Source organism: Parazoarcus communis, from assembly GCF_003111645.1.
GTDB lineage: Bacteria > Pseudomonadota > Gammaproteobacteria > Burkholderiales > Rhodocyclaceae > Parazoarcus > Parazoarcus communis_A.
In genome coordinates, this window is sequence record NZ_CP022187.1 from 1,596,951 (window position 1) to 1,617,853 (window position 20,903).

Genomic DNA, 20,903 nt, shown 5'->3' on the forward strand with positions numbered 1-20,903 from the left:
CAGCATATTTTCCTGAAGACGGTTTCCCCGCCCTGCACGGCCTATACTGGATGAGCACCTGCAACAGCAGGTGCCCACCAGGAGAAGCATCATGGGCAAGTCACAACACAGCAACAAGGAAGCGCGAAAACAACCCGCGTTGAGCCCGAAGGAAAAAAAGGCGGCCAAGCAGGCCAAGAAACACGAGTCCGACGTAAAACCGCTCGTCCCCGGGCGCTGAGGCAGCGCTGACTCACCGGCCTGCCGTTCGCGAGGCGGGCACCCGGTCGAGGCCAGCATGCAGCCACTGAACACGCCCGGCTTCCAGGTGTTCGGTTCGTGCACCGCATGCGCAGGCTGATTACTCTTCCAGCAGCATCTTCTTCAGATAGTCCGGCAGGCCGGACAGCACCAGCGTATCCGAGGCGCGGTCATACTGGATCGCGCCCGAACGCAATCCGCTGCGATCAAATTCCAGCTTCCATTGTTCGCCACTGGCGCGAAAGCGCACCAGCGGGCGAATGGCACGGCGGTCGGGCACAAAACCGCTGCTCAGCTTGATGGCTTCGGAATTGAGCGCCGTATCCAGGCGCTCCGGCTGCTCCGGCCACACCTGACGCGCGATCTCATCCAGCGCGACCGGCTCGCCCGTCTCCCCAAGTTCATCCAGATAACCGTGGGCACGCTCCAGCAGCGCATCCCGCGCCGGCGCCTCCAGCCGCTCGGTCTCCACAAACTGGTTGAGCGCGAGCACCAGCTTCTTGGTTTCCTTGAGCGCAATCACGATATCGCTGCAGCCGAGAAAGCGCTTGAACCAGGCAGCGACATCGCCGCGCCCCTTCAGAAAGCTGATGTAACGCTCGTCGCCACGCTGCCACCCCGCGAGGTCGATGCGGCCGGCCGCCCGCAGGCTGGAAAAATCGAGGTAACTGCAATCGACGATGTCGAGCGCGCCGCTGATTGCAGAGCCAATGCTCTCGCCCACCAGCGCCACCCACAGGCAGTCGGTGCCGCCCTCGGTGATGCGTGCGACCACCACGAACGCGCTGGCATCGAGCTCCTCATCGTGCGCGCAGATCTGCAACTGCTCCATCATGTGCCGGGACAGCGTGATGAAGTCGGTGCTGCGCTCGACCACATGCTCGCGCAACAGCCGTGGCATCGGAAAGCTCTCCTCGTCCTCCTCGAAGCGGCCGAAGCCCTTGCTCGAACGATCGGCGTAGTGGGTACACAGGCGTTCGACGAGTCGCACCGCGGCATCGTCGAGCGGACAGCCCGCTGCGCGCAACTCGATCGCGGCCGGGGCCTGCGCCTCCTTGATCAGACGATGAACGACAAGATCGGTAATGGTGTGCTGGATCTGGCTGGGCTGATTCGGGCTCATGCGACGGACTCGGGGGCATTCGGGGGGGCGAATTCTCTCATGCCTGCGCCCACCGCTCACAGCATCCCGGACATGTACGCTTCGGTACAAAGTCGCTTAACCATGATGGCTAGAATGTTTTGTGCCGGATGACCGACTCCGCCCGAGACGGAATCGCGTTCTGGACCGGCATTCACCACGCTCAGAAAAGAGTCTCATCATGAAAAACATCAAACTGGCTTACCTGCTCCTGATCGCGGGGCTGACTGCGCTTTGGCTGCTGGCCGACAACATCCTCTCGATTCCATACGATTTCTTCGCTTACCGCGCATCGCTGATCAATTACAGCGGCATCATCGGGATCGGCGTCATGAGCATCGGCATGATCCTCGCCATGCGACCGGCCGCGCTCGAACCCGTGCTCGGCGGACTCGACAAGGGCTACCGCCTGCACAAATGGCTGGGCATCACCGGACTGGTGGCCTCGGTGCTGCACTGGCTGCTGGCCAACGGGCCCAAATGGATGATCGGCTGGGGCTGGATGGAACGCCCGCAGCGCGGCCCGCGCGTCGAGCAGACAAATGCAGTGTTCGCCTTCCTCGACAGTCAGCGCCACCTTGCCGAGTCGGTCGGCGAATGGGCCTTCTACGGTGCGGTTGTGCTGATGGTGCTTGCGCTCGTGAAGTGGTTTCCCTACCGCTATTTCTTCAAGACCCACCGCATTCTCGCCATCGCCTATCTGGCCCTGGTCGCGCACGCCGTGGTGCTGATGAAGTTCACTTACTGGGGTGAAATCATTGGACCCCTGATGGCCGTGCTGATGGCCGCGGGCAGTGTCGGGGCGGTGATCTCGCTGACCCGGAAGGTTGGCAGCCGGCGCAAGGCGCACGGCACGATCGAAGCGCTCGAATACCACGCAGAGAACCGGGTGCTGAAGGTTGCCGTCAAGCTCGACGGCCGCTGGGCCGGGCACAAGGCAGGCCAGTTCGCCTTCGTCACCTTCGACCCCGCCGAAGGCCCGCACCCCTTCACCATCTCTTCTGCATGGCAAGGCGACGGCAAGCTGTTCTTCCTGATCAAGGGCATCGGCGACTACACCCGCCAGCTGCCTGACAGCCTTAAAGTGGGCGATTCGGTGAACGTCGAGGGCCCCTACGGCCGCTTCGAGTTCGAGAGCGACAAGCCCGGCCAGATCTGGGTTGCCGGGGGCATTGGCATCACCCCCTTCATTGCCCGCATGCAGAGCCTGATCGGTAAACCGGACGCACCGGCGATCGATCTCTTCTACAGCACCAGCGCACCCGACAAGGGCTTTATCGAGCGCATCCGCCAGATTGCGGATGCCGCCAGGATCCGCCTGCATGTGCTGGTAGCGGACAAGGATGGGCGCCTCAATGCCGAACGGATCCGTCAGCAGGTGCCCGACTGGAAACGCAGCGACGTCTGGTTCTGCGGCCCGGCAGGCTTCGGCAGTGCGCTGCGCAGGGATTTCGCCTCGAGCGGTCTGAGCGCAGACGACTTCCACCAGGAGCTGTTCGACATGCGTTGAGCTGCCGGACGCTGTCCACGCGCAAGGGGCCGGGTGTCGCAATGCGACACCCGGCCCCGACTTGTTTCTGATTGACGGAAACCGTCGCAGCGATCAGAGCGCGCCGGTGTACTCGCCGCGCGCCGGGTAGTCCGCCTTGATCGCGAAGTCGATGGCGCCCAGCAGATCCTGGAACTGGGGACGGGCAAACGGCATGGTCTGCACTGCACCGTAGTACAGCGTGCCGTCGGGACGAACGAGGAACACACCCGGCTCGCTGAAGAGCCCCGGCTCCTCGATGCCGATCGAGGTCTTGCCACGCGAGGTGCTGATATACAGGCCCCACTGGCGCGCACTGTGAAGGTTCAGGCCATAGCCGAACTTGATGCCGCTGGCGCTGACCTTCTCGGCCATCAGCTTGGCGCGCTCCTCGACGTCACTGCTGACGGCAATGATCTGTACGCCGCGCTCAGCAAACTGCGGTGCCAGGCGCTCGAGTTCGATCAGGTACTTGGCACAGATCGGGCAATGCAGGCCACGATAGAAAACGACCAGATCGAAGCGTTCGCCGGGCGCAGCGCCCAGGACGAAACGACCGCCGTCGGTCAGCGGAACCTTGAGTGCGGGGACGGGCTGGCGGGGAATCAGGGCATTTACGGTCATTGTTTCTCATCCATGAAATCGGTTTGAGGCGCCACCGTACAGCAGCACCGGAAAAAGGACCCGGACACGAGGCCGTGTTGTTGAAACGGACGTCGTGCTTGATCCGACGGATGCATTATGATGTACTTAATGCAACACAAAATACGAATTTGATTGCAGTTCGTACAATCACAGTGGTCATTATCGACATGCCTGATCGCCTCGACAGACTCTCCGCCCTGATTGACGGTCTCGCACCGCGCGTCGGCGTCATGCGTCCGCGCAGTGGCTTATCGACGCTCAGCTTCGATGCCACTCAGGCATCCCGTTTGCACCTGCACCTGATCGCGCAAGGTGATATCCGCCTGCAGACTCAGGCAGATCCGGATGCCCGTGCAAACGCGCCCGCGATCGTCGTCTGCCGCGCCGACATCGCGCACTCGATCACGGTGTCGGAACCCGATGCGCTGATGTGCGCCGAGGCCGCGCTGGAGGGGCCTGCCGCCGCCCTGCTGCTCAACGAGTTCTCCAAACCGCTGGTTCTCGAGCTCGACGAATCCGATGCCTCGCTGGGCTACGTCGTGCGCCTGATCGCGTCCGAACTGAGCAACCCGCGTTGCGGACAGCCAGCACTGCTCGACCGTGCGGGCGACATTCTTTTCATCGGCCTGCTGCGTCACCTCGTTGCCCAGCCTCAGACAACGAGCGGACTGTTCAATGGCCTTGCCGACACCCGTATCGCCCGTGCCCTGGTCGCGATCCATGCTGCGCCGCAGACGCAATGGACACTGGAGATGCTGGCCGAGGAAGCCGGCATGTCGCGCACCTCGTTCGCCACGCGCTTTCGCGAACTGATGCACCAGCCGCCCGGCAAGTACCTGGCACAAGTCAGGCTGTCGATTGCGAGCCAGGCCGTACGCAGCGGCGCCGGTCTCAAACAGGCCGCGCGCGACAGCGGTTATGCCAGCACCGCGGCGTTATCGCGCGCGCTGTCGCGCTCGAACGCACGCGGCAGTGACGCGCTCGCCGCAGAAACTTAGACTGACGGTCGCGCCTCGACGACAAGGAATACGCAAGTTGAAGAACGACAGACCCGGCAAGCAGAACATCGGTCCGGCCATGCGAACACAGGCAGTGTCATGAGCACCTCGTGCTACTGGCTGCTTCGCCACGAAAACCGCCTGCTGACCATCGACGATCCGACCGGCGTGACCGCGTTTCCGTTCGGCCTGCCACACGAGCTAGACAACCCCACCGACGCCTTGCTGATCGGTGAATGGCAGGGCGCGCCATGCTATGCGGCCGATATCGACACGCTGCCAGCCGGCCTCAACGCCGAACTGACTCCCGTGCGCGCCCTCTTCGGGCTGGCCGGTGCCGAAGCATTTGCGCTTGCCGGGCGCGCAACCCAGCTCCTGGACTGGCAGCGCAACCACCGCTTCTGCGGGCGCTGCGGCACGCCGACGCATATGGCGGCGGGCGAACGGGTCATGACCTGCAGTGCCTGCGGGCTGGTGGCCTACCCGCGCATTTCCCCTGCGGTCATGGTGCTGATACGCCGCGGTGAAGAACTCCTGCTGGCACGCAGCCCGCACTTCGCACCGGGTGTCTTCAGCGCGCTGGCCGGCTTTGTCGAGGCTGGCGAAACCCTGGAGCAGTGTGCCGCGCGCGAGGTACGCGAAGAGGTGGGGATCGAGATCACCAATCTGCGCTACTTTCACAGCCAGTCCTGGCCCTTCCCCAATTCGCTGATGCTCGCTTTCTTCGCCGACTACGCGGGCGGCGAGATCACACCGGAACCGTCCGAGATCGAGGCCGCAGACTGGTTCCTGCCCAGCGCACTCCCCTTGTTGCCCGCGCCCTTGAGCATCGCACGGCAACTGATCGATGCGGCGTGCATACAGGGCAGCGGACGCGATCACGCATGACATGACAGCAGGCCCGGCGACGGCGCCTTCATCCATTGCGGGCTGAGCGCGGCCCCCCATGTCCTGTGGTGAGCTGGCATCACCGCGACTGATCGCGACATCGGACATTTCGTTTGCCGAAAGCCTTTCACGCCATTTAATCCGGGCATGAAGCGGCGTAGCATGATGCCAATGGCGACAGCATTCGGCAGTTCCATGACTCCCGCACCACCCGTTCGCAAAATCGGCACCATCGAGGCGGTCAAAGGCCCGGTGGTCGATATCGTGTGCGACATGCCGCCGCCCCTGCACCGGGCGCTTTACGCCCAGCCCAATGGCGAGCGCTGCATCCTCGAAGTGTTCCGCGAACTCGGGGAGGGCCATGTCCGGGCCATCGCGCTGCACCGCACGGCGGGTCTGGCGCGCGGCATGCCGGTCATGGATACCGGCGGCCCGTTGCAGATCCCGGTCGCGTCGGCCTGCCTCGGACGCCTGCTCGACGTCTTCGGCAATCCCCTCGATGGCGAAGCCCCCATCGACACCGCAGCGTACCGCCCCCTGGTCGCCCCGCCCGGCCCCCTCGCCGACGCGCGCGCCGCCGAGAGCGTGCTGGAGACCGGCATCAAGGTCATCGATCTGCTCTGCCCCTTCGTGCGTGGCGGCAAGACCGGCCTGTTTGGCGGTGCAGGCGTGGGCAAGACCGTGCTCATCACCGAATTCATGAACGCCGTGATTCAGCTGCATGAAGGCGTATCGGTGTTTGCGGGCATCGGCGAGCGCATCCGCGAAGGCCATGAACTGTGGCACGACATGCGCGAGGCCGGCGTCATGCCGCGCACGATCATGGTGTTCGGACAGATGGACGAATCGCCCGGCGTGCGCTTTCGCGTCGGCCTCACCGGCCTGACCTACGCCGAATACCTGCGCGACACGGTGGGCAAGGACGTGCTGCTGCTGATCGACAACGTGTTCCGCTTCGTCCAGGCCGGCAGCGAGATCTCCGGCCTGCTCGGGCGCATGCCGGCAACCGTCGGCTACCAGCCCACGCTGCTGTCCGAGGTCGCCGAACTCGAAGAACGCATCTCCTCGAGCGCAGCCGGCAACATCACCTCGGTGCAGGCCGTGTATGTCCCCGCCGACGACATGACCGATCCTGCCGTGAACGCCATCTACAGCCACCTCGACACCATGGTGGTGCTGTCGCGCAACCAGGCCGCAAAAGGCATCTACCCTGCGGTCGACCCACTGCTGTCGAACAGCAAGATGATGGATCGCCACTTCCTCGGCGAACGTCATTACCACGTGGCCGAGAACGTGCGCGAACACCTCGCCCGCTATCGCGAACTGGAAGACATCATTGCCATGCTTGGCGTGGAATCGCTGTCCGAGACCGATCGCCGCATCGTCGGGCGCGCGCGGCGGCTGCAACGCTACCTGACCCAGCCCTTCCACGTCGTCAGCCCGCACACCGGCATTCCCGGGGTATCGGTGCCGCTCGGCGACACCCTGGACGACTGCGAAGCCTTTCTGCGCGGCGATCACGATTCGGTGCCCGAGGCCGACTGCTACATGCGCGGCAGCATGCAGGGGACAGGAAGATGAGTACCTTCAGCCTGCACATCGCCAGCGCGACCTTGCAGACCCGCTTCGATGCAGTCGCCAGCTTCGTCGGCAGCGATGCCTCGGGGCAGTTCGGGCTCATGTCGGACCATGTCCCCATGGCCACGATACTGGCCCCCGGCCTCGCCCGCTTCCGCGAAGCCGGGGCGGCCCGCTGGCGCTACCTTGCACTGCCGGGTGGCACCCTGCGCTTTGCCGACAACGTCCTCGCCATCGCCGCCCACAGCTTCGTCGTGGGTGAGGAGCTGAGCAGGGTCCGTGCCGAACTGGATGCAGCGCTCGAACGTGAGACCCGGCAGCACGCCGACCTGAGACACAACCTCGACCAGCTGGAAACCGCACTTGCACAACGGCTGTGGGATCTGGAGCGAAGATGATGCGCCCCGCAGAGCGCAGGGACACGCCTGCTGACACATCCGGACACCCAGACGGGAACACACCTGCAGCGTCCCGTCGCGAAGCGCTCAACGACGCGGTGGACAAGGACGTCGCCCGCATCGAGAAGGGCGAGCGCGAGCGTCGCAGCGTGCTCGGCTATACCGTGTTCATGGGCACCATCGCCGGCCTGTTCGTGCTGCCGGTGGTCGGCGGCGCCTATCTTGGGCGCTGGCTCGACGGCCTTGCCGAAGGCTATTCGGTGCGCTGGACGGTGAGCCTGATCCTGCTCGGCGTGGTCATCGGCGGCATCAACGTCTATCGCTATCTGGAGGAGCACCCATGAACGCCCGATTTCCGGCACCGACCAACTGAGCCGATCATGGATACCGAATCGATCATCTTCACCATCGGCCCCCTGGCGATCACCCGCCCGGTGGCCACGACCTGGGCGGTGATGCTCGGCCTCACAGTGCTGTGCGCGCTTGCGACCCGGCGCCTGAAGCTCGACCCCGGCCCCTTCCAGACCCTGCTCGAGGGAATCGTCGGCACCATCCACGACGCAATCGACGACACCCTGCCCGACTACGGCGTGCGTCTGCTGCCCTTCATCGGCACGCTGTGGATCTTCATTGCCCTTGCCAACCTGGTGGGCGTGCTGCCCGGCGCAAGTTCGCCGACGGGGGATCTCTCCACCACGGCAGCCCTGGCGATACTGGTGTTCCTGTCGGTGCATTGGTTCGGCATCCGTAGCGAAGGGCTTCGCGCCTATCTCGCGCACTATGTTCAGCCCAGCCCGATCATGCTGCCCTTCCACATCATCAGCGAGATCTCGCGCACCGTGGCGCTGGCCGTGCGCCTGTTCGGCAACGTCATGAGCCTGGAGACCGCCGCGATCCTTGTGCTGCTGGTCGCCGGTTTCCTGGTGCCGGTGCCGGTGCTCGCCCTGCACATCGTCGAGGCGCTGGTGCAGGCCTACATCTTCGGCATGCTGGCGCTGGTGTACATCTCGGGCGGCATCCAGTCTCAGCAAACCCGATCATCCCGTATCAAGGCAGGAGTCTCTTCATGAACGACATGACCTATTTCACCACGCTGTCTACGGTTGGCGCACTGTTTGCAATCGCGCTCGGCGTGTTCTTTCCGGCGCTGGCCATGGGCCGCGCCATCAGCCAGGCACTCGACGCAATTGCCCGCCAACCCGAAGCCGAGAAGTCCATCTCGCGCCTGCTCTTCATCGGTCTGGCAATGATCGAATCGCTGGCCATCTATGTGCTGGTGGTGGTGCTCATCGTGCTGTTTCGCAACCCGTTGCTCGAATACCTGCTCAAGTAAGGACGACCGATCATGCAACTGGACTGGACGACTTTCCTGCTCCAGATCGTCAATTTTCTGGTGCTGGTATGGCTGCTCAAGCGCTTCCTGTACCGGCCTGTGCTGGACGTGATCGCCCGCCGCCGCCAGGGAATCGAGAAGGCACTGAGCGACGCCCGCGACGCCGAGGCGCGCGCGGAAACCCTGCGTCAGGACTACGAGCGCAAGCTCGCCGAACAGGACAGCGCACAGGCAGCCGACATGGCCAGACTGGGAGACGAGATCGCAGCAGAACGCCGCCGCCTCATGGCCAAGCTCGATGCGGAACTGGCCGCAGAGCGCGAGCGCCAGGTTGCGCTTGTCGAAAAGCAGACGGCCGATGCCGGTCGCAAGGCAGGCGATACCGCACGCGCCGCCGCCCTGAGTTTCGTCAGCCGCCTGCTCGGCCGGCTGTCGGGCGCCGAGCTCGACTCCCGGCTTGTGGACATGCTCATCGAGGACCTCGCCACACTGCCTGCCGAGCAGCTCGAGGCCTTGCACGACGCTGCCGCTGCACCCGAGGCCAGCCTGCAGCTCACCACCGCGCGCGCCCTGAGCGAGGCCGACGAGTCGCGTCTGCTTGGCGCACTCGCGGATACGCTGGGCCGCAGCCTGCCGATCACGAAACAGATCGATGCATCCATGCAGTCGGGGCTGCGCGTTGGCATCGGCCCCTGGATGCTTGCCGCGAGCCTTGCCGACGAGCTGGCATTTTTCCGCTCGGGAGCCCGCCGTGCGTGCTGAGCATCCTGATCCGCCCGCGCCAGCGGACAGCGCCAGCTACAGCCCGCGCTTGCGCATCGTCGAGCGCGGCAAGGTGACTTCGGTCGGTGATGGCGTGGTGTGGATCGAAGGCCTGCCTTCGGCGCGCATGGATGGCATCGTCAGGATCTCGGACGGCAGCGAGGCGCTGGTCTTTCATCTCGCGCCCGACCGTATCGGCGCCATTCTGCTCACCACCACACCCGCGCTCATGCCCGGCTGCGAGGCACGCCAGTCCGGCGACATCCTCACCATGCCGACAGGCGACGGCCTGCTGGGCAGGGTCATCGACCCGCTGGGCATGCCACTCGATGGCGGCACCGCGCCCGACTGCAGCGGCCGCCGCGCGATCGAGGGCGACTCCCCACCGATCATCGCGCGCGATTTCGTCGACCACCCGCTCTACACCGGCAGCAAGATCGTCGACACCCTGATTCCGATCGGCCGCGGCCAGCGCCAGCTGCTGATTGGAGACAACGGCACCGGCAAGAGCGCACTCGCACTGGACGCCGTCATCAGCCAGCGCGACCAGAACGTGCGCTGCCTCTACGTCATGATCGGGCAGAAGCGTTCGTCCGTCGTGCAGACCATCGACACCCTGCGTACCCACGGCGCACTCGCCTACACCACCCTCGTCGTGGCCGAAGCCACGGCCAGCACCGGCATCCGTTACCTGGCCCCATTCGCCGGCTGCGCGATTGCCGAAGAGTGGATGAACGCCGGCCACGACGCCCTGATCGTGTATGACGACCTCACCACCCATGCGCGGGCGTATCGCGAGCTGTCGCTGCTGCTGCGCCGCCCGCCGGGGCGCGAAGCCTATCCGGCCGACATCTTCTATCTGCACGCACGGCTGCTCGAGCGCTCCACCCGCCTCAGCGCCGCCAACGGTGGCGGCAGCATGACCGCGCTGCCGATCGCCGAGACCGAGCAGGGCGAGATTGCGGCCTACATCCCGACCAACCTGATCTCGATCACCGATGGCCAGATCCACTTCGACAGCAAGCAGTTCGCCCGTGGCGTGCTGCCTGCCATCGACATCACGCGCTCGGTCTCACGCATCGGCGGCAAGGCCCAGCACGAGGCCATCAAGCGCGAAGCCGGGCGCATGAAGCTGGACTACCTGCAGTTTCTCGAACTCGAAGTGTTCACCCGTTTCGGCGCCAAGCTCGAAGCGTCGATGGAAGCCCGTATCCGACGCGGACGACTGCTGCGCGACATCCTCGCCCAGGACCGCCTCGACCCTCACAGCGCCCTCGACCAGCTCGCCTGGCTCATCGCCTGCAACGAGAAGCTGCTCGACGGACTCGACGATGGTGAGCTCGACACCGCGCTGCACCGCCTGCGCACCGGAGCGGCAGGCACTGGCCTCACGCTCGACAGCCCGCGCACCGAATGGCTGACGGCGGTGCGCGGCTGGCTGAGCACCACCGCCGAACAAGCATGAGCAAACGCCGCGAGCTGGAGAACCATATCGACAGCCTCGCCGACATCGGCGAGCTGCTCGGCGCGATGAAGAACCTCGCCCTCGTCGAGAGCCGCCGCATCAATACCTTCATCGATGCCCAGCGCGCCGCCGCCGACATCGTGGAACACACCCTGGCCGATTTCATTGCCGACTATTCCGGCCACATTGCGCCCGCCGCCCCTCATGGCGAAGTCGTCTGCCTGATCGGTTCCGAGCGCGGCTTCTGCGGCGACCTCAACCAGCGCCTGATTGCTGCAGCAGAAAGCATCCGCGAAGACGCGCAGATCGTGCTCGTCGGCAGCCGCCTGGCCGACGCCTGGACCAGCGACTTCGCGGCCAGCATCCCCGGTGCGGGGTTTGCGGATGAGGTGCAGAACGTACTGGCAAGCCTCGTCGCTCAGCTCACCCCCTTGCTCAAGGGCGCACGCCCGTTCGGTCCGCCCGCACTCAGCCTGCTCTATCTGGCGGAAGGCGGCACAAAACACCATTCGCTGCTGCCCGCACCCGAGCCGCGCCGGGACGGGCCGCGTCGCACCCATGCACTGCAGCTGAACCTGTCGCCGCAGGCGTTTCACGCCGGCCTGATCGACCAGTTTCTCGAAACCGCGCTCGGTGGCGCACTGTATGACGCACTGCTGCACGAGAACCAGCTCAGGCTCGAACACATGGAGCAAGCCGGCCACCGCATCGACGAACAGCTCGAAGAGCTTGGCCGGCGCAGCAACCGGGCACGCCAGGAGGAAATCACCGAGGAAATCGAGATCATCCTGCTGTCGAGCCTGGGCAGCAGGGAGCCCTGACCCAGGTTGCGACGGCCGCGCGCGCCCGGCTCAGAGGTCCAGTTGCAGCGCCGCGAGCCGGGAATACAGCCCGCCCTGCTTGCGCAGATCTTCCGGGGTGCCGGTTTCGACGACACGCCCGCCCTCCATCACCACAATGCGATCGACCTTCTGCACGGTGGCGAGGCGGTGGGCGATGATCAGCGTGGTGCGCCCCTCCATCGCGGCGTTCAGCCCCTGCTGCACGAGAATCTCGGATTCGGCATCGAGCGCACTGGTGGCCTCGTCCAGCAGCAGCAGACGTGCATGCTTGAGAATCGCACGTGCAATGGCAATGCGCTGGCGCTGCCCGCCCGAAAGCCGCGTGCCGCGCTCGCCGAGGAAGGTCTGGTAGCCCTCGGGCAGACGGCCAATGAATTCATCCACCAGGGCCGCGCGCGCCGCCTGCATCACTTCTTCGTCGGTCGCATCCATGCGCCCGTAGCGGATGTTCTCCAGCGCGTTGGCGGAGAAGATCACCGGGTCCTGCGGCACGATGGCGATGTCCTTGCGCAGATCGTGCAGACTGAGCTGGCGGATGTCCTGCCCGTTGATCAGCACGCTGCCGCCGGTTACGTCGTAGTAGCGCAGCAGGAGCTGGAACAGACTGGTCTTGCCCGCACCCGACGGCCCCACCAGCGCAACGCGCTCGCCCGGACGGATGTCGAGGCTGATGTCGTCCAGCGCACGCACCTGCGGGCGACCGGGATAGGCGAACACCACATGATCGAGACGGATGCCAACCTGCGCTGCGGGCGCCGGCTGCTGGGGTTCGTCCTGCTCGCGAATGGCGGACTCCGCATGCAGCAGATCGAGCAGACGCTCGGTCGCGCCGGCCGCGCGCATCACGTCACCCCACACCTCCGCCATGGTCCCCACCCCGCCTGCCACCAGCGCCGCATACAGCACGAAGGAGGCCAGCTCGCCACCGGTCATCAGGCCGTCGTGCACCTGACGCGCACCGATCCACAACACGAAGATGATCGTCCCCATCACCGCGGTGATGATCAGCGCAGTCAGCGCGGCACGCACCCGCGTGCGACGGATTGCAGTGACGAAGCTGGTTTCGGTGCGGTCTGAATAACGCCGCGCCTCTTCCTGCTCCTGGGTACAGGCCTGCACCGTGGGCATGGCATTCAGGATCTCGCCGGCCAGCGCCGAGGTGTCGGCGATGCGGTCCTGCGATTCGCGCGACAGACGCCGCACCTTGCGCCCGATCACCATGATCGGCAGCACCAGCAGGACCATCAGCACCAGGTTGAGCGAGAACAGATAGAAGCTGGTCACGGCCAGCATGATCATGCCGCCGATGAACTGGAACAGGCTACGCAGCCCCATCGAGATCGAACTGCCGACCACGGTCTGGATGAGCGTGGTGTCGCCAGTCAGACGCGACAGCACCTCGCCCGTCTGCAAGGTCTCGAAGAACTGCGGCGACTGCGACAGCACCCGCGCATACACCGCGTTGCGCAAGTCCGCCGTCGCCCGCTCGCCCACCCAGGACACGGTGTAGTAGCGCATCGCCACCGCCAGCGCCCACAGAAAAGCCAGCCCGAACAGGGCAACGAAGTGGCCGTTCAGACTCAGGGCGCCCAGCAGCCCCTGGCCCGCTGCCTCGCGGCTCTGCGCACCGAAGCCAAAGTCGATGAGATCGCGAAACGCCAGCGGAACGAGCAGGATGGTGCCCGACGCCACGCACAGCAGCACGAAGGCCAGCGCAATACGCACGCGGTAGGGACGCAGAAAAGGCCACAGCCCGCTCAGCACCGAAAGCCGCCGCGGGCCCTTCCCGGCATCATTCCGCGCCTGTTGCATCGCTGAGCCTCAGGCCGGTTTGCGAAATTCGTTCGCAACCCATGCGTTTGCGCTGCTGGTCGTGAGCTTGAAGCCCGCCGACACCCTCAGCCGCGCCAGTTCCTCGCCGTTGGCATCAAAGGCGGAGAGCATCGCGTAGGGGTCGTATTCGTCGGGTTCGATATCGAGGGTGACGTCGATGCGGCCGTCGTCGGTATTCACCGTGACTTTCTTGTGAAACATCGCGTGCAGTTGCTGCTCGTGCCGACGCCTGAACTCGGACGCGGTCTTGACCAGCGTATTGAACGCGTTGGCGTCGAGCGGCTTTGGATTCTTCTTGTCGCGCCCCATCGTCCACGGGCCGACCAGCGCAGGCTCTGGTTCGCCGTCGATGGTCATCGACACCGCCCAGCCCTCGTCATCCTCGTTCTTGATCACGCGCGCGGTCCAGCCGTCGTCGCACCACAGTCGCGCCTCTTTGATCGGCGCAGATTCGTCGAGCCCGTCGGACTCGCTGCTTGTCATCTCAGTCATCGCGTCATTTTACTGCTGCAGCGCACCTGGGAGGACGTGCGTTCATGGAAAAGACCGCTGCCATTGACGCGACCGGACCCCGGGTCTCACCATGGCTGCCCACTTGCGCTGGAGTTTTCACATGACAACCGCCGTTCTGCTCTTCGACTCACAGGCAGCCGAGATCAAGCGTCTGCTTGCACTGTCAGCCGCTGAAATCGAGTTCGTCGAAGACCTTGATGATCTCGAATCGGTGCGCAGCTGCGATCTCTGGCTTGGCACACCCGACACGGCCGCCAAGCTGCTGGGCAAAGGATGCACACCGCGCTGGCTTCAGTCGACATGGGCCGGAATCAGGCCTTTGCTGGCGACAGGCCTGCCCACGGATTACCGGCTCAGCCGGGCGGTCGGCATCTTCGGCCAACCGATCGCGGAATATGTTCTTGCGCGCCTGCTGGAACACAAACAGCAACTGCGAGCGCGCGCACTGAGCCAGACCAGGCGTGAATGGAATGCCGCGGCGCCGGGAATCCTGTCCGGCAGCAAGGTCCTGATTGTCGGTGCGGGCGAAATCGGTCAGTCGGTTGCGGGCTATCTGCGGCCATTTGGCGTGCGCCTGACCGGCGTTGCGACGAGCACAAAGCCCGTCACGCATTTCGATACAGTAGTGACGATGGATGATCTGTGCACCGCGGCTGCCGATGCAGACTTCGTAGTGAACATCCTGCCGGAAACGGCAGCGACCACTGACATCTTCGACGACGCCTTCTTCGCTGCGCTCAAGCCCGGGGCGATCTTCATCAACGTTGGGCGCGGCAGCGCAGTTGTCGACCGCGCGCTGATCAGCGCACTCGAACAGGGCCGGCTCGCGGGCGCCGTGCTGGACGTCTTTCGCGAGGAACCCCTGCCTGCGGCACATCCGTTCTGGACAACGCCGAACCTGACCCTCACCGGGCATATTGCCGGCCCCACTATTCCTTCCCTGATCTGCGAACTGTTTGTCGAGAATCTGCGCAGATTCAATGCAGGTGAAGCGCTGAAAGGCGAAGTGGACTTTCTCAGGCCCTACTGAACTCGCTGCCCCGGCATCATCCCGCCCATCTCTGCGCTGTCCCGATGCGCAGGGACGCAGCGAGAGACTCGCTACGCCAAGGTCGAACCGCAGCCCTTAAGCCACGTAGAACAGAATCGCAAAGTAATGCACGGCGCTTCCTGCGATCACAAACAGGTGCCAGATACCGTGCCAGTGGGCGAACTTTTCATCGAAGGCGTAAAAGACGATCCCCAGCGTATAGATGAGCCCGCCCACCGCAACCCAGGCGAAACCTGCAGGTGACAGGGCTTCGATCAGCGGGAAGATCGCCGCCAGTGCGGCCCAGCCCATCAGCACATACAGCACCAGCGACAGCGCTCGTGTGCGCTTTCCGAGCACGAACTCCTGGACGATCCCCACCAGCGCCAGCCCCCAGATCACGCCGAACAGCGACCAGCCCCATGGCCCGCGCAAACTGACCAGCGTAAAGGGCGTATAGGTGCCTGCGATCAGCAGGTAGATGGCGTTGTGATCGAGCTTGCGGAAGAAGCGCTTCAAGTCGCCCTTCGTGCTGTGATAGGCGGTGGAGAAGCCATACAGCATGACCAGGGTGGCGCCATAGATGGTAAAGCTGACGATCTTCCACGGATCGCCGCTCAGCGCGCCGATCACGATCAGCACGACGGCGCCGGCGAGCGCGAGCAGCGTGCCCACGAGGTGGCTGTAGCTGTTGAATCTTTCGCCGTGATACACGACTGCTCCCTTTCTCGGACGATGCGTCGCAAACGGCAGCAGTTGCCACGTTTCCGGTTCGTCACAGTAAAAACAATGGCTGTGAGCCCCTCCGAACGGATTCGTTCGGGCCGGAAACATGTCCTGACAACACAGTCAGCGAGCGCTACAGGAAACGCTCACGACAAGGCGATCAGGCTGTGTTCTCAGGCGCTGCCGATTCCACCGTCACTTTGACTTCAACCGTCATGCCCCTGAATGCGTCGGGCGAACCGATGTAGCTGCCCGTCAGCGGCGCCGCCTGTGAAGGGTCGCGCACCACTGCAACCCGGATCAGGTTGCGTCCACCGACGATTGCGTTGGTCGGATCGAACGGCAGCCAGCCCGCGCCCGGCAGATAGACATGCACCCAGGCATGCGACGCGCCACCGCCAACCATGCCACTTTCGGCACCGAGCAGGGACTCGTCGTAGAGGTAACCGGACACGAAGCGCGCAGCCAGACCGAGACTGCGTACAGCCTCCATCATGAACAGGGCGAAATCGCGGCAACTGCCGCTACCGAGATTGAGGGTTTCGATCGGCGTGCGGGTGCCCTCCTCGTTGCGCGACTCGTAGGCAAACTGCGCCTTGATCGCATGGGTAATGGCGATCAGTACATCCAGCGTGCGGTCAGTGCCCGCATCAGCGCAAACATTGCGCACCCAGGCGTCGACCCGGTGCTCGGGGTCCCTGTACTGGCGCTCGTTGCAGCGCGCCAGATCGGGTATTTCACTGGCGTCGTAACTGAACGGGAGCCGCTCCGCATAGGTTTCGATCATGTCGACATCGGGCGTGGTCGGATAGTGCTCAGCCACGAAGGTGGAATCGAACACCAGTTCTGAAGCCTGCTCTTCGAAGCTCGCAATCAGCACCGAATTGCTGAACACATCGTGTATCCAGCGCAGCTTGGCCGGCGGATTGATGCTGATCCCGGTATCGACCAGGCGCAGGTCGTGACTGTCCCGCGGACGGCACATGAAGCGGTGCTCGCTGAATGCCACCGGCTCGCTGTAACGATAGACCGTTTTATGCGAAACCTTCAATCGTGCCATGTGCTGCTCCTTTGATACTTCGTGTCTCGATGTGTGCGGGCACCGCCCGCGCAACATTCATTTTCCGGCTTCTGTGGGTCAGCGGCGTGTCAGCAGCAGCCCGCATTCGAGGTGGTGCGTGTACGGAAACTGGTCGAAAACCGCTGCAGCGCTGATCTGGTGCGTGTCCTGCAGCGCAGCGACGTTGTCCTGCAGCGTCAGCGGATTGCATGAAATGTACAGGATGCGGTCGAATCCGCGTGCAAGTTCCACCGTGGGCGCGTCCAGTCCGCTGCGCGGCGGATCGACAAACAGCGTGGTGAAGCGGTAGCTGTCGAGATCGACGTCCTTCATGCGCAGGTACTCGCGCGTGCGGGCCAGCGCGCCGCTGATCTCCTCGCTCGACATGCGCACCATCTGCACATTGTCGATGCCGTTGGCCAAAAGGTTGTAGTTGGCGGCGCCCACTGAAGTCTTGCTCACCTCGGTCGCGAGCACATGACCGAAACACGGCGCAAGGGCGACGGTAAAGTTGCCATTGCCGCAGTACAGTTCGAGCAGATCGCCGTCCAGACTGGCCGCCTGGGCGCAGGCCCAGCCCAGCATCTTGCGATTCACGCCGGCATTGGGCTGGGTAAAGCTGCCTTCGATCTGCTGGTAGCGCAGCTGACGTCCGTTGAGCTCGAGGGATTCCAGCACCCAGTCCTGCTCAAGCACGATCTTCTGCTTGCGGCTGCGTCCGATCAGCTTCACCCCCAGCTCAGCCGCCAGCTCGCGTGCGGCCGGCTCCCAGCTCTCATCCAGCGGGCGGTGATACACCAGCGTGATCAGCATCTCGCCACTCAGCGTCGCCAGAAACTCGATCTGGAACAGCCGGTGCCTGAGTACCAGGCTGCCCTGCAGACGCTCGCGCAGTCGCGGCATCATTGCACTGATGGATTCGCAGGCTTGCGGGAAATGCTCGATCGTCACCGGCACCTTGGGCTCGGCGGGGTCGAACATGGCGTAATCGATCCGCTCGCCGTCGTGCCACATCCTGAACTCGGCCCGCATGCGGTAGTGCAAGGGCTCGGAGGCAAACACCTCGGGTTCGGGAAGCGCGAAGGCCGCAAAGTTGTGCTTGAACTGCGACACCTTGTCCGCGAGCTGGCCTGCGTAGGTAGAGGGGTCGATGGTGGGAATGGGCATGATGTCCTTGGGTGTTGAGGCCGTCCCGAAGGAAAGCAGCCGATGCGAGTCGAACGGACCTGGCCGTTGGCAGAGGGCGGAATATACCCTTGTCAGCCGTCCGCCGGGAGGCTCATCGGTCAGCGTCCGTTCAATACCGCGCGATCTGTGGCGCTTGCAAACAGCGCGTCCGCCATGTCGGCAATCTCCGGCGGAATCCGCGACAGCGGCCCGCCAGCCGCCTCTGCCGCGCGGATCAGGTTGGCAACCACGTCTGCCAATGGCAGCGAGGGGCCGAAGTAAAACGGCGCACCATCGCGGAAGATTGCCAGCGTCGGAAAAGTCTCGACGTCGAGATCGCCGGCCAGCGCAGCCTCGTCTTCGATATCCAGCCACGAGAACACGATATGCGGGTGCTCTGCGGCAAGCTGCTCCAACACGGGACGGAATGAACGGCAGGTACCGCACCAGTCGGCGCACAGCGCGAGTACGACGTGGTGCTGCGCGGGCCGCGAAGCGGCAGTGTCACTCAGCTGTGCGAGGGGAAGGAGGATGGACATCGGCGTGAACGCGGGAGAATGGATCGAACTTCGACAGCTTGTCCGAAAAATGGCGCCCAGACCAGCCCGGATGTCCCTTACATCCTCTGCAGTGGGGGATGAATGCTGGCAAACGGGCGCCCTCGCGCATCAGTTGAAGATGCGTAGCGCCACCAGTGAAATGCCCGGAAAGAACACCAGCAGGGAGATTCGCACGATGTCGGAGGCCAGGAAGGGCATCACCCCACGGAAGATGGTTGCCATCGGAATGTCTTTCGCGATCCCATTGATGATGTAGACGTTCATCCCCACTGGGGGGGTAATCAGGCCAATCTCCATGACCACGAGTGCAACCATGCCGAACCAGATCGCCTTCTCTTCCATGCCGAGGCCCCAGTACTCCATGCCGAGCACGATCGGCAGAAAGATGGGCACAGTGAGCAGGATCATCGACAGGCTGTCCATCACGCACCCCAGCAGGATGTAGATCACGATGATGGCGAGCATGACGGTGAAGGGCCCGAACCCCATTTCCTGCACCCAGGCGGCCGCCTCCTGTGGCATCTGGCTCACGGCCATGAAGGCGTTCAGCATGTCCGCGCCGAGCAGGATGAGAAACATCATCCCCGTTCCCTTTGCAGTCCCGTACAGGCACTCCAGGAAAGCCGGCCCCTTCAGCCCACCCGACCGCCACGCCGCAATACCGGTCGCCAGCACGCCCACGGACGCCGCCTCGGTCGGAGTGAATACACCACCGTAGATCCCGCCGATGACGACCAGGAAGATCAGCAGCACCGGCCAGGTCTCCATCAGCGTCACCAGCCGCTCGCCCCACGAATGCTTCGCCGTCCCCGGGCCAGCTGCACCAGGATCAATGCGGGTCACAATGGCGATCACCAGCATGTAGCCCATTGCGGCCACCACGCCGGGCACGAAGGCGGCCAGGAAAAGCTTGGCAATGTTCTGCTCGGCAAGAATTGCATAGATCACCAGCGGCACCGAGGGCGGAATCAGAATGCCGAGCGTGCCGCCTGCCGCCAGTGAGCCTGCAGCCAGGCTTGGCTTGTACTGATGACGCTTCAGCTCGGGCAGTACCACATGCGACATGGTCGCCGCGGTTGCAAGCGACGAGCCACAGATCGCGCCGAAGCCGGCACACGATGCAACCCCCGCCATTGCCATGCCGCCACGCCAGTGGCCGATGAAGGCATTGCCGGCCTTGAACAGCGCGCGCGACAGGCCGCCCTGGGTGGCGAACTGACCCATCAGCAGGAACAGCGGCACCACCGACAGGTCGTACAGCGAAAAGCGACCATAGGGCGCGTTCTTCAGATAGGCGATCAGCGGATCCCAGCCAGACACCCATGTATAGCCTGCCGCACCGATCAGGAACATCGCAACGCCGATCTGCACGCGCAATGCCAGCATGGTCAGCATCGCCACCCCCATGACGAGACCAATCGACGTTCCGCTCATGCGTGATCACTCCCGCACAGATCAAGCGCAAAGGTGTGGAGTGCGGCAATGCCGAGCAATGCGAATGACGGCGCAACCGGGACATAGCCCCACCACACCGGCAGGGCGATCACCATCGACGTCTCGCCATACTCGCGCATCTCCAGCATGCCCTCCCATGTACGCCACGCGAGCAGGAAGGACATCGCGGCGAGGAGCAGTGCGGCAATCGCATCCAGCACGCGCTTGAGCGAGGACGGTGCCCACACGGTAAAGAAATCGACGAATACATGACCACGCTTCAGCTGGCAGTATGGCAGGCACATCGCAACACCCATCGCCGACAGCATCTGCACCAGCTCGTAGTCGCCCGGCACCGGCAGGTTGAACAATGCCCGCCCGATCACGCTGGTAACCGACATCAGCGCCTCGGCAAGAAAAAACACACCGCCCAGCACCGCCAGCACCGCACACGCCGTCGAGATGCTGCGACCGATGAGCCCCCTGGGGGCAAGTGCCGGCGTATCCATGGACTCAGCCATTGAACTCTCCCTTCAGAATGCAACAATCCCGCCTTTGCCGGCAGCAGCGTGCTGCCGGCAAAGGCGGGACCTTATTACCTGGAATGCTGCTTGACCAGCGCAGCAGCTTCGTCGTGGCGCTTTCTGCCCTCGGCCCCCTTGGCCGAAGTCCCCTGATCCAAACGTCGGCGACGGGTTGAGGCCTGACAAACCGTGTTGACGCACGACCGCTGGCCTCATGAGCATCGGTACCCCTGGACGG

General features: G+C 64.1%; 23 protein-coding genes. 13 read left to right on the top strand and 10 right to left on the bottom strand.

Translation table 11 applies throughout. The features are described 5' to 3' along the window. The first annotated feature begins 91 nt into the window (after positions 1 to 91). Entirely contained in the window at positions 92 to 220 is a 129-nt protein-coding gene (locus CEW83_RS21575) for a hypothetical protein (RefSeq protein ID WP_267896505.1), read from the top strand. Between the two features lie 120 nt (positions 221 to 340). On the opposite strand, the gene CEW83_RS07270 is transcribed toward CEW83_RS21575, so the two are convergent. Beyond that, positions 341 to 1,363, bottom strand: a complete 1,023-nt coding sequence (locus CEW83_RS07270) for a nucleoid-associated protein (RefSeq protein ID WP_108948753.1) — start codon at positions 1,361 to 1,363, stop codon at positions 341 to 343. 199 nt (positions 1,364 to 1,562) lie between these two features. Between CEW83_RS07270 and CEW83_RS07275 the strand changes: the two genes are divergently transcribed. Continuing rightward, complete coding sequence (locus CEW83_RS07275; protein ID WP_108948754.1) at positions 1,563 to 2,891, top strand: ferric reductase-like transmembrane domain-containing protein; 1,329 nt, start codon at positions 1,563 to 1,565, stop codon at positions 2,889 to 2,891. Positions 2,892 to 2,984: 93 nt separating this feature from the next. Here CEW83_RS07275 and CEW83_RS07280 read toward each other — a convergent pair whose 3' ends face one another. Further along, positions 2,985 to 3,533, bottom strand: a complete 549-nt coding sequence (locus CEW83_RS07280) for a peroxiredoxin-like family protein (RefSeq protein WP_108948755.1) — start codon at positions 3,531 to 3,533, stop codon at positions 2,985 to 2,987. A gap of 188 nt (positions 3,534 to 3,721) precedes the next feature. Between CEW83_RS07280 and CEW83_RS07285 the strand changes: the two genes are divergently transcribed. The 10 genes from CEW83_RS07285 (at position 3,722) to CEW83_RS07330 (ending at position 11,797) form a co-directional block, all read left to right on the top strand. Beyond that, on the top strand, positions 3,722 to 4,552 hold the full coding sequence (locus tag CEW83_RS07285; protein ID WP_234419017.1) for an AraC family transcriptional regulator: 831 nt from the start codon (positions 3,722 to 3,724) through the stop codon (positions 4,550 to 4,552). A 99-nt stretch (positions 4,553 to 4,651) separates the two neighbouring features. Then, a complete protein-coding gene (gene nudC, locus CEW83_RS07290; protein WP_108948757.1) occupies positions 4,652 to 5,440 on the top strand; it encodes an NAD(+) diphosphatase in 789 nt (262 codons plus the stop codon). Between the two features lie 195 nt (positions 5,441 to 5,635). Then, entirely contained in the window at positions 5,636 to 7,021 is a 1,386-nt protein-coding gene (atpD, locus tag CEW83_RS07295) for a F0F1 ATP synthase subunit beta (protein WP_199915230.1), read from the top strand. After that, positions 7,018 to 7,416 carry a F0F1 ATP synthase subunit epsilon gene (locus tag CEW83_RS07300; RefSeq protein ID WP_108948758.1) on the top strand — a complete coding sequence of 133 codons (399 nt, stop codon included), beginning with the start codon at positions 7,018 to 7,020 and terminating at the stop codon, positions 7,414 to 7,416. The genes atpD and CEW83_RS07300 overlap by 4 nt, the downstream gene beginning before the upstream one ends. Continuing rightward, entirely contained in the window at positions 7,413 to 7,760 is a 348-nt protein-coding gene (locus CEW83_RS07305) for an AtpZ/AtpI family protein (protein WP_199915231.1), read from the top strand. The genes CEW83_RS07300 and CEW83_RS07305 overlap by 4 nt, the downstream gene beginning before the upstream one ends. A gap of 36 nt (positions 7,761 to 7,796) precedes the next feature. After that, positions 7,797 to 8,486 carry a F0F1 ATP synthase subunit A gene (locus tag CEW83_RS07310; RefSeq protein WP_108948759.1) on the top strand — a complete coding sequence of 230 codons (690 nt, stop codon included), beginning with the start codon at positions 7,797 to 7,799 and terminating at the stop codon, positions 8,484 to 8,486. After that, a complete protein-coding gene (locus CEW83_RS07315) occupies positions 8,483 to 8,749 on the top strand; it encodes an ATP F0F1 synthase subunit C (RefSeq protein WP_108948760.1) in 267 nt (88 codons plus the stop codon). The genes CEW83_RS07310 and CEW83_RS07315 overlap by 4 nt, the downstream gene beginning before the upstream one ends. 12 nt (positions 8,750 to 8,761) lie before the next feature. Further along, complete coding sequence (locus tag CEW83_RS07320; protein ID WP_108948761.1) at positions 8,762 to 9,511, top strand: F0F1 ATP synthase subunit delta; 750 nt, start codon at positions 8,762 to 8,764, stop codon at positions 9,509 to 9,511. Next, complete coding sequence (locus CEW83_RS07325) at positions 9,501 to 10,976, top strand: F0F1 ATP synthase subunit alpha (protein WP_199915232.1); 1,476 nt, start codon at positions 9,501 to 9,503, stop codon at positions 10,974 to 10,976. The genes CEW83_RS07320 and CEW83_RS07325 overlap by 11 nt, the downstream gene beginning before the upstream one ends. Further along, positions 10,973 to 11,797, top strand: a complete 825-nt coding sequence (locus CEW83_RS07330; RefSeq protein WP_159099407.1) for a F0F1 ATP synthase subunit gamma — start codon at positions 10,973 to 10,975, stop codon at positions 11,795 to 11,797. Before CEW83_RS07325 ends, CEW83_RS07330 begins: the two co-directional genes overlap by 4 nt. Before the next feature lie 30 nt (positions 11,798 to 11,827). On the opposite strand, the gene CEW83_RS07335 is transcribed toward CEW83_RS07330, so the two are convergent. Beyond that, positions 11,828 to 13,630, bottom strand: coding sequence for an ABC transporter transmembrane domain-containing protein (locus tag CEW83_RS07335; RefSeq protein ID WP_108948763.1), 1,803 nt, complete (start codon positions 13,628 to 13,630; stop codon positions 11,828 to 11,830). A gap of 9 nt (positions 13,631 to 13,639) precedes the next feature. Beyond that, the gene (locus tag CEW83_RS07340; RefSeq protein ID WP_108948764.1) at positions 13,640 to 14,143 is read right to left on the bottom strand and encodes a hypothetical protein; all 504 of its coding nucleotides are present in this window, start codon (positions 14,141 to 14,143) and stop codon (positions 13,640 to 13,642) included. 121 nt (positions 14,144 to 14,264) lie between these two features. On the opposite strand from CEW83_RS07340, the gene CEW83_RS07345 reads away from it, so the two are divergent. Next, on the top strand, positions 14,265 to 15,194 hold the full coding sequence (locus tag CEW83_RS07345; protein WP_108948765.1) for a D-2-hydroxyacid dehydrogenase: 930 nt from the start codon (positions 14,265 to 14,267) through the stop codon (positions 15,192 to 15,194). Positions 15,195 to 15,290: 96 nt separating this feature from the next. Here the strand turns inward: CEW83_RS07345 and trhA are convergent, their stop codons facing one another. The 6 genes from trhA to CEW83_RS07375 form a co-directional block, all read right to left on the bottom strand. After that, positions 15,291 to 15,908, bottom strand: a complete 618-nt coding sequence (gene trhA, locus CEW83_RS07350; RefSeq protein ID WP_108948766.1) for a PAQR family membrane homeostasis protein TrhA — start codon at positions 15,906 to 15,908, stop codon at positions 15,291 to 15,293. A gap of 172 nt (positions 15,909 to 16,080) precedes the next feature. Next, positions 16,081 to 16,980 (bottom strand): transglutaminase family protein, encoded by a 900-nt coding sequence (locus CEW83_RS07355; RefSeq protein WP_108948767.1) that lies wholly within the window; start codon positions 16,978 to 16,980, stop codon positions 16,081 to 16,083. A 78-nt stretch (positions 16,981 to 17,058) separates the two neighbouring features. Further along, positions 17,059 to 18,147, bottom strand: coding sequence for a tRNA (uridine(54)-C5)-methyltransferase TrmA (gene trmA / locus CEW83_RS07360; RefSeq protein ID WP_108948768.1), 1,089 nt, complete (start codon positions 18,145 to 18,147; stop codon positions 17,059 to 17,061). Between the two features lie 119 nt (positions 18,148 to 18,266). Continuing rightward, complete coding sequence (locus CEW83_RS07365) at positions 18,267 to 18,686, bottom strand: thioredoxin family protein (RefSeq protein WP_108948769.1); 420 nt, start codon at positions 18,684 to 18,686, stop codon at positions 18,267 to 18,269. A gap of 129 nt (positions 18,687 to 18,815) precedes the next feature. Beyond that, positions 18,816 to 20,141, bottom strand: a complete 1,326-nt coding sequence (locus CEW83_RS07370) for a TRAP transporter large permease (protein ID WP_108948770.1) — start codon at positions 20,139 to 20,141, stop codon at positions 18,816 to 18,818. Further along, complete coding sequence (locus CEW83_RS07375; RefSeq protein ID WP_108948771.1) at positions 20,138 to 20,662, bottom strand: TRAP transporter small permease; 525 nt, start codon at positions 20,660 to 20,662, stop codon at positions 20,138 to 20,140. The genes CEW83_RS07370 and CEW83_RS07375 overlap by 4 nt, the downstream gene beginning before the upstream one ends. Positions 20,663 to 20,903 lie beyond the last annotated feature (241 nt).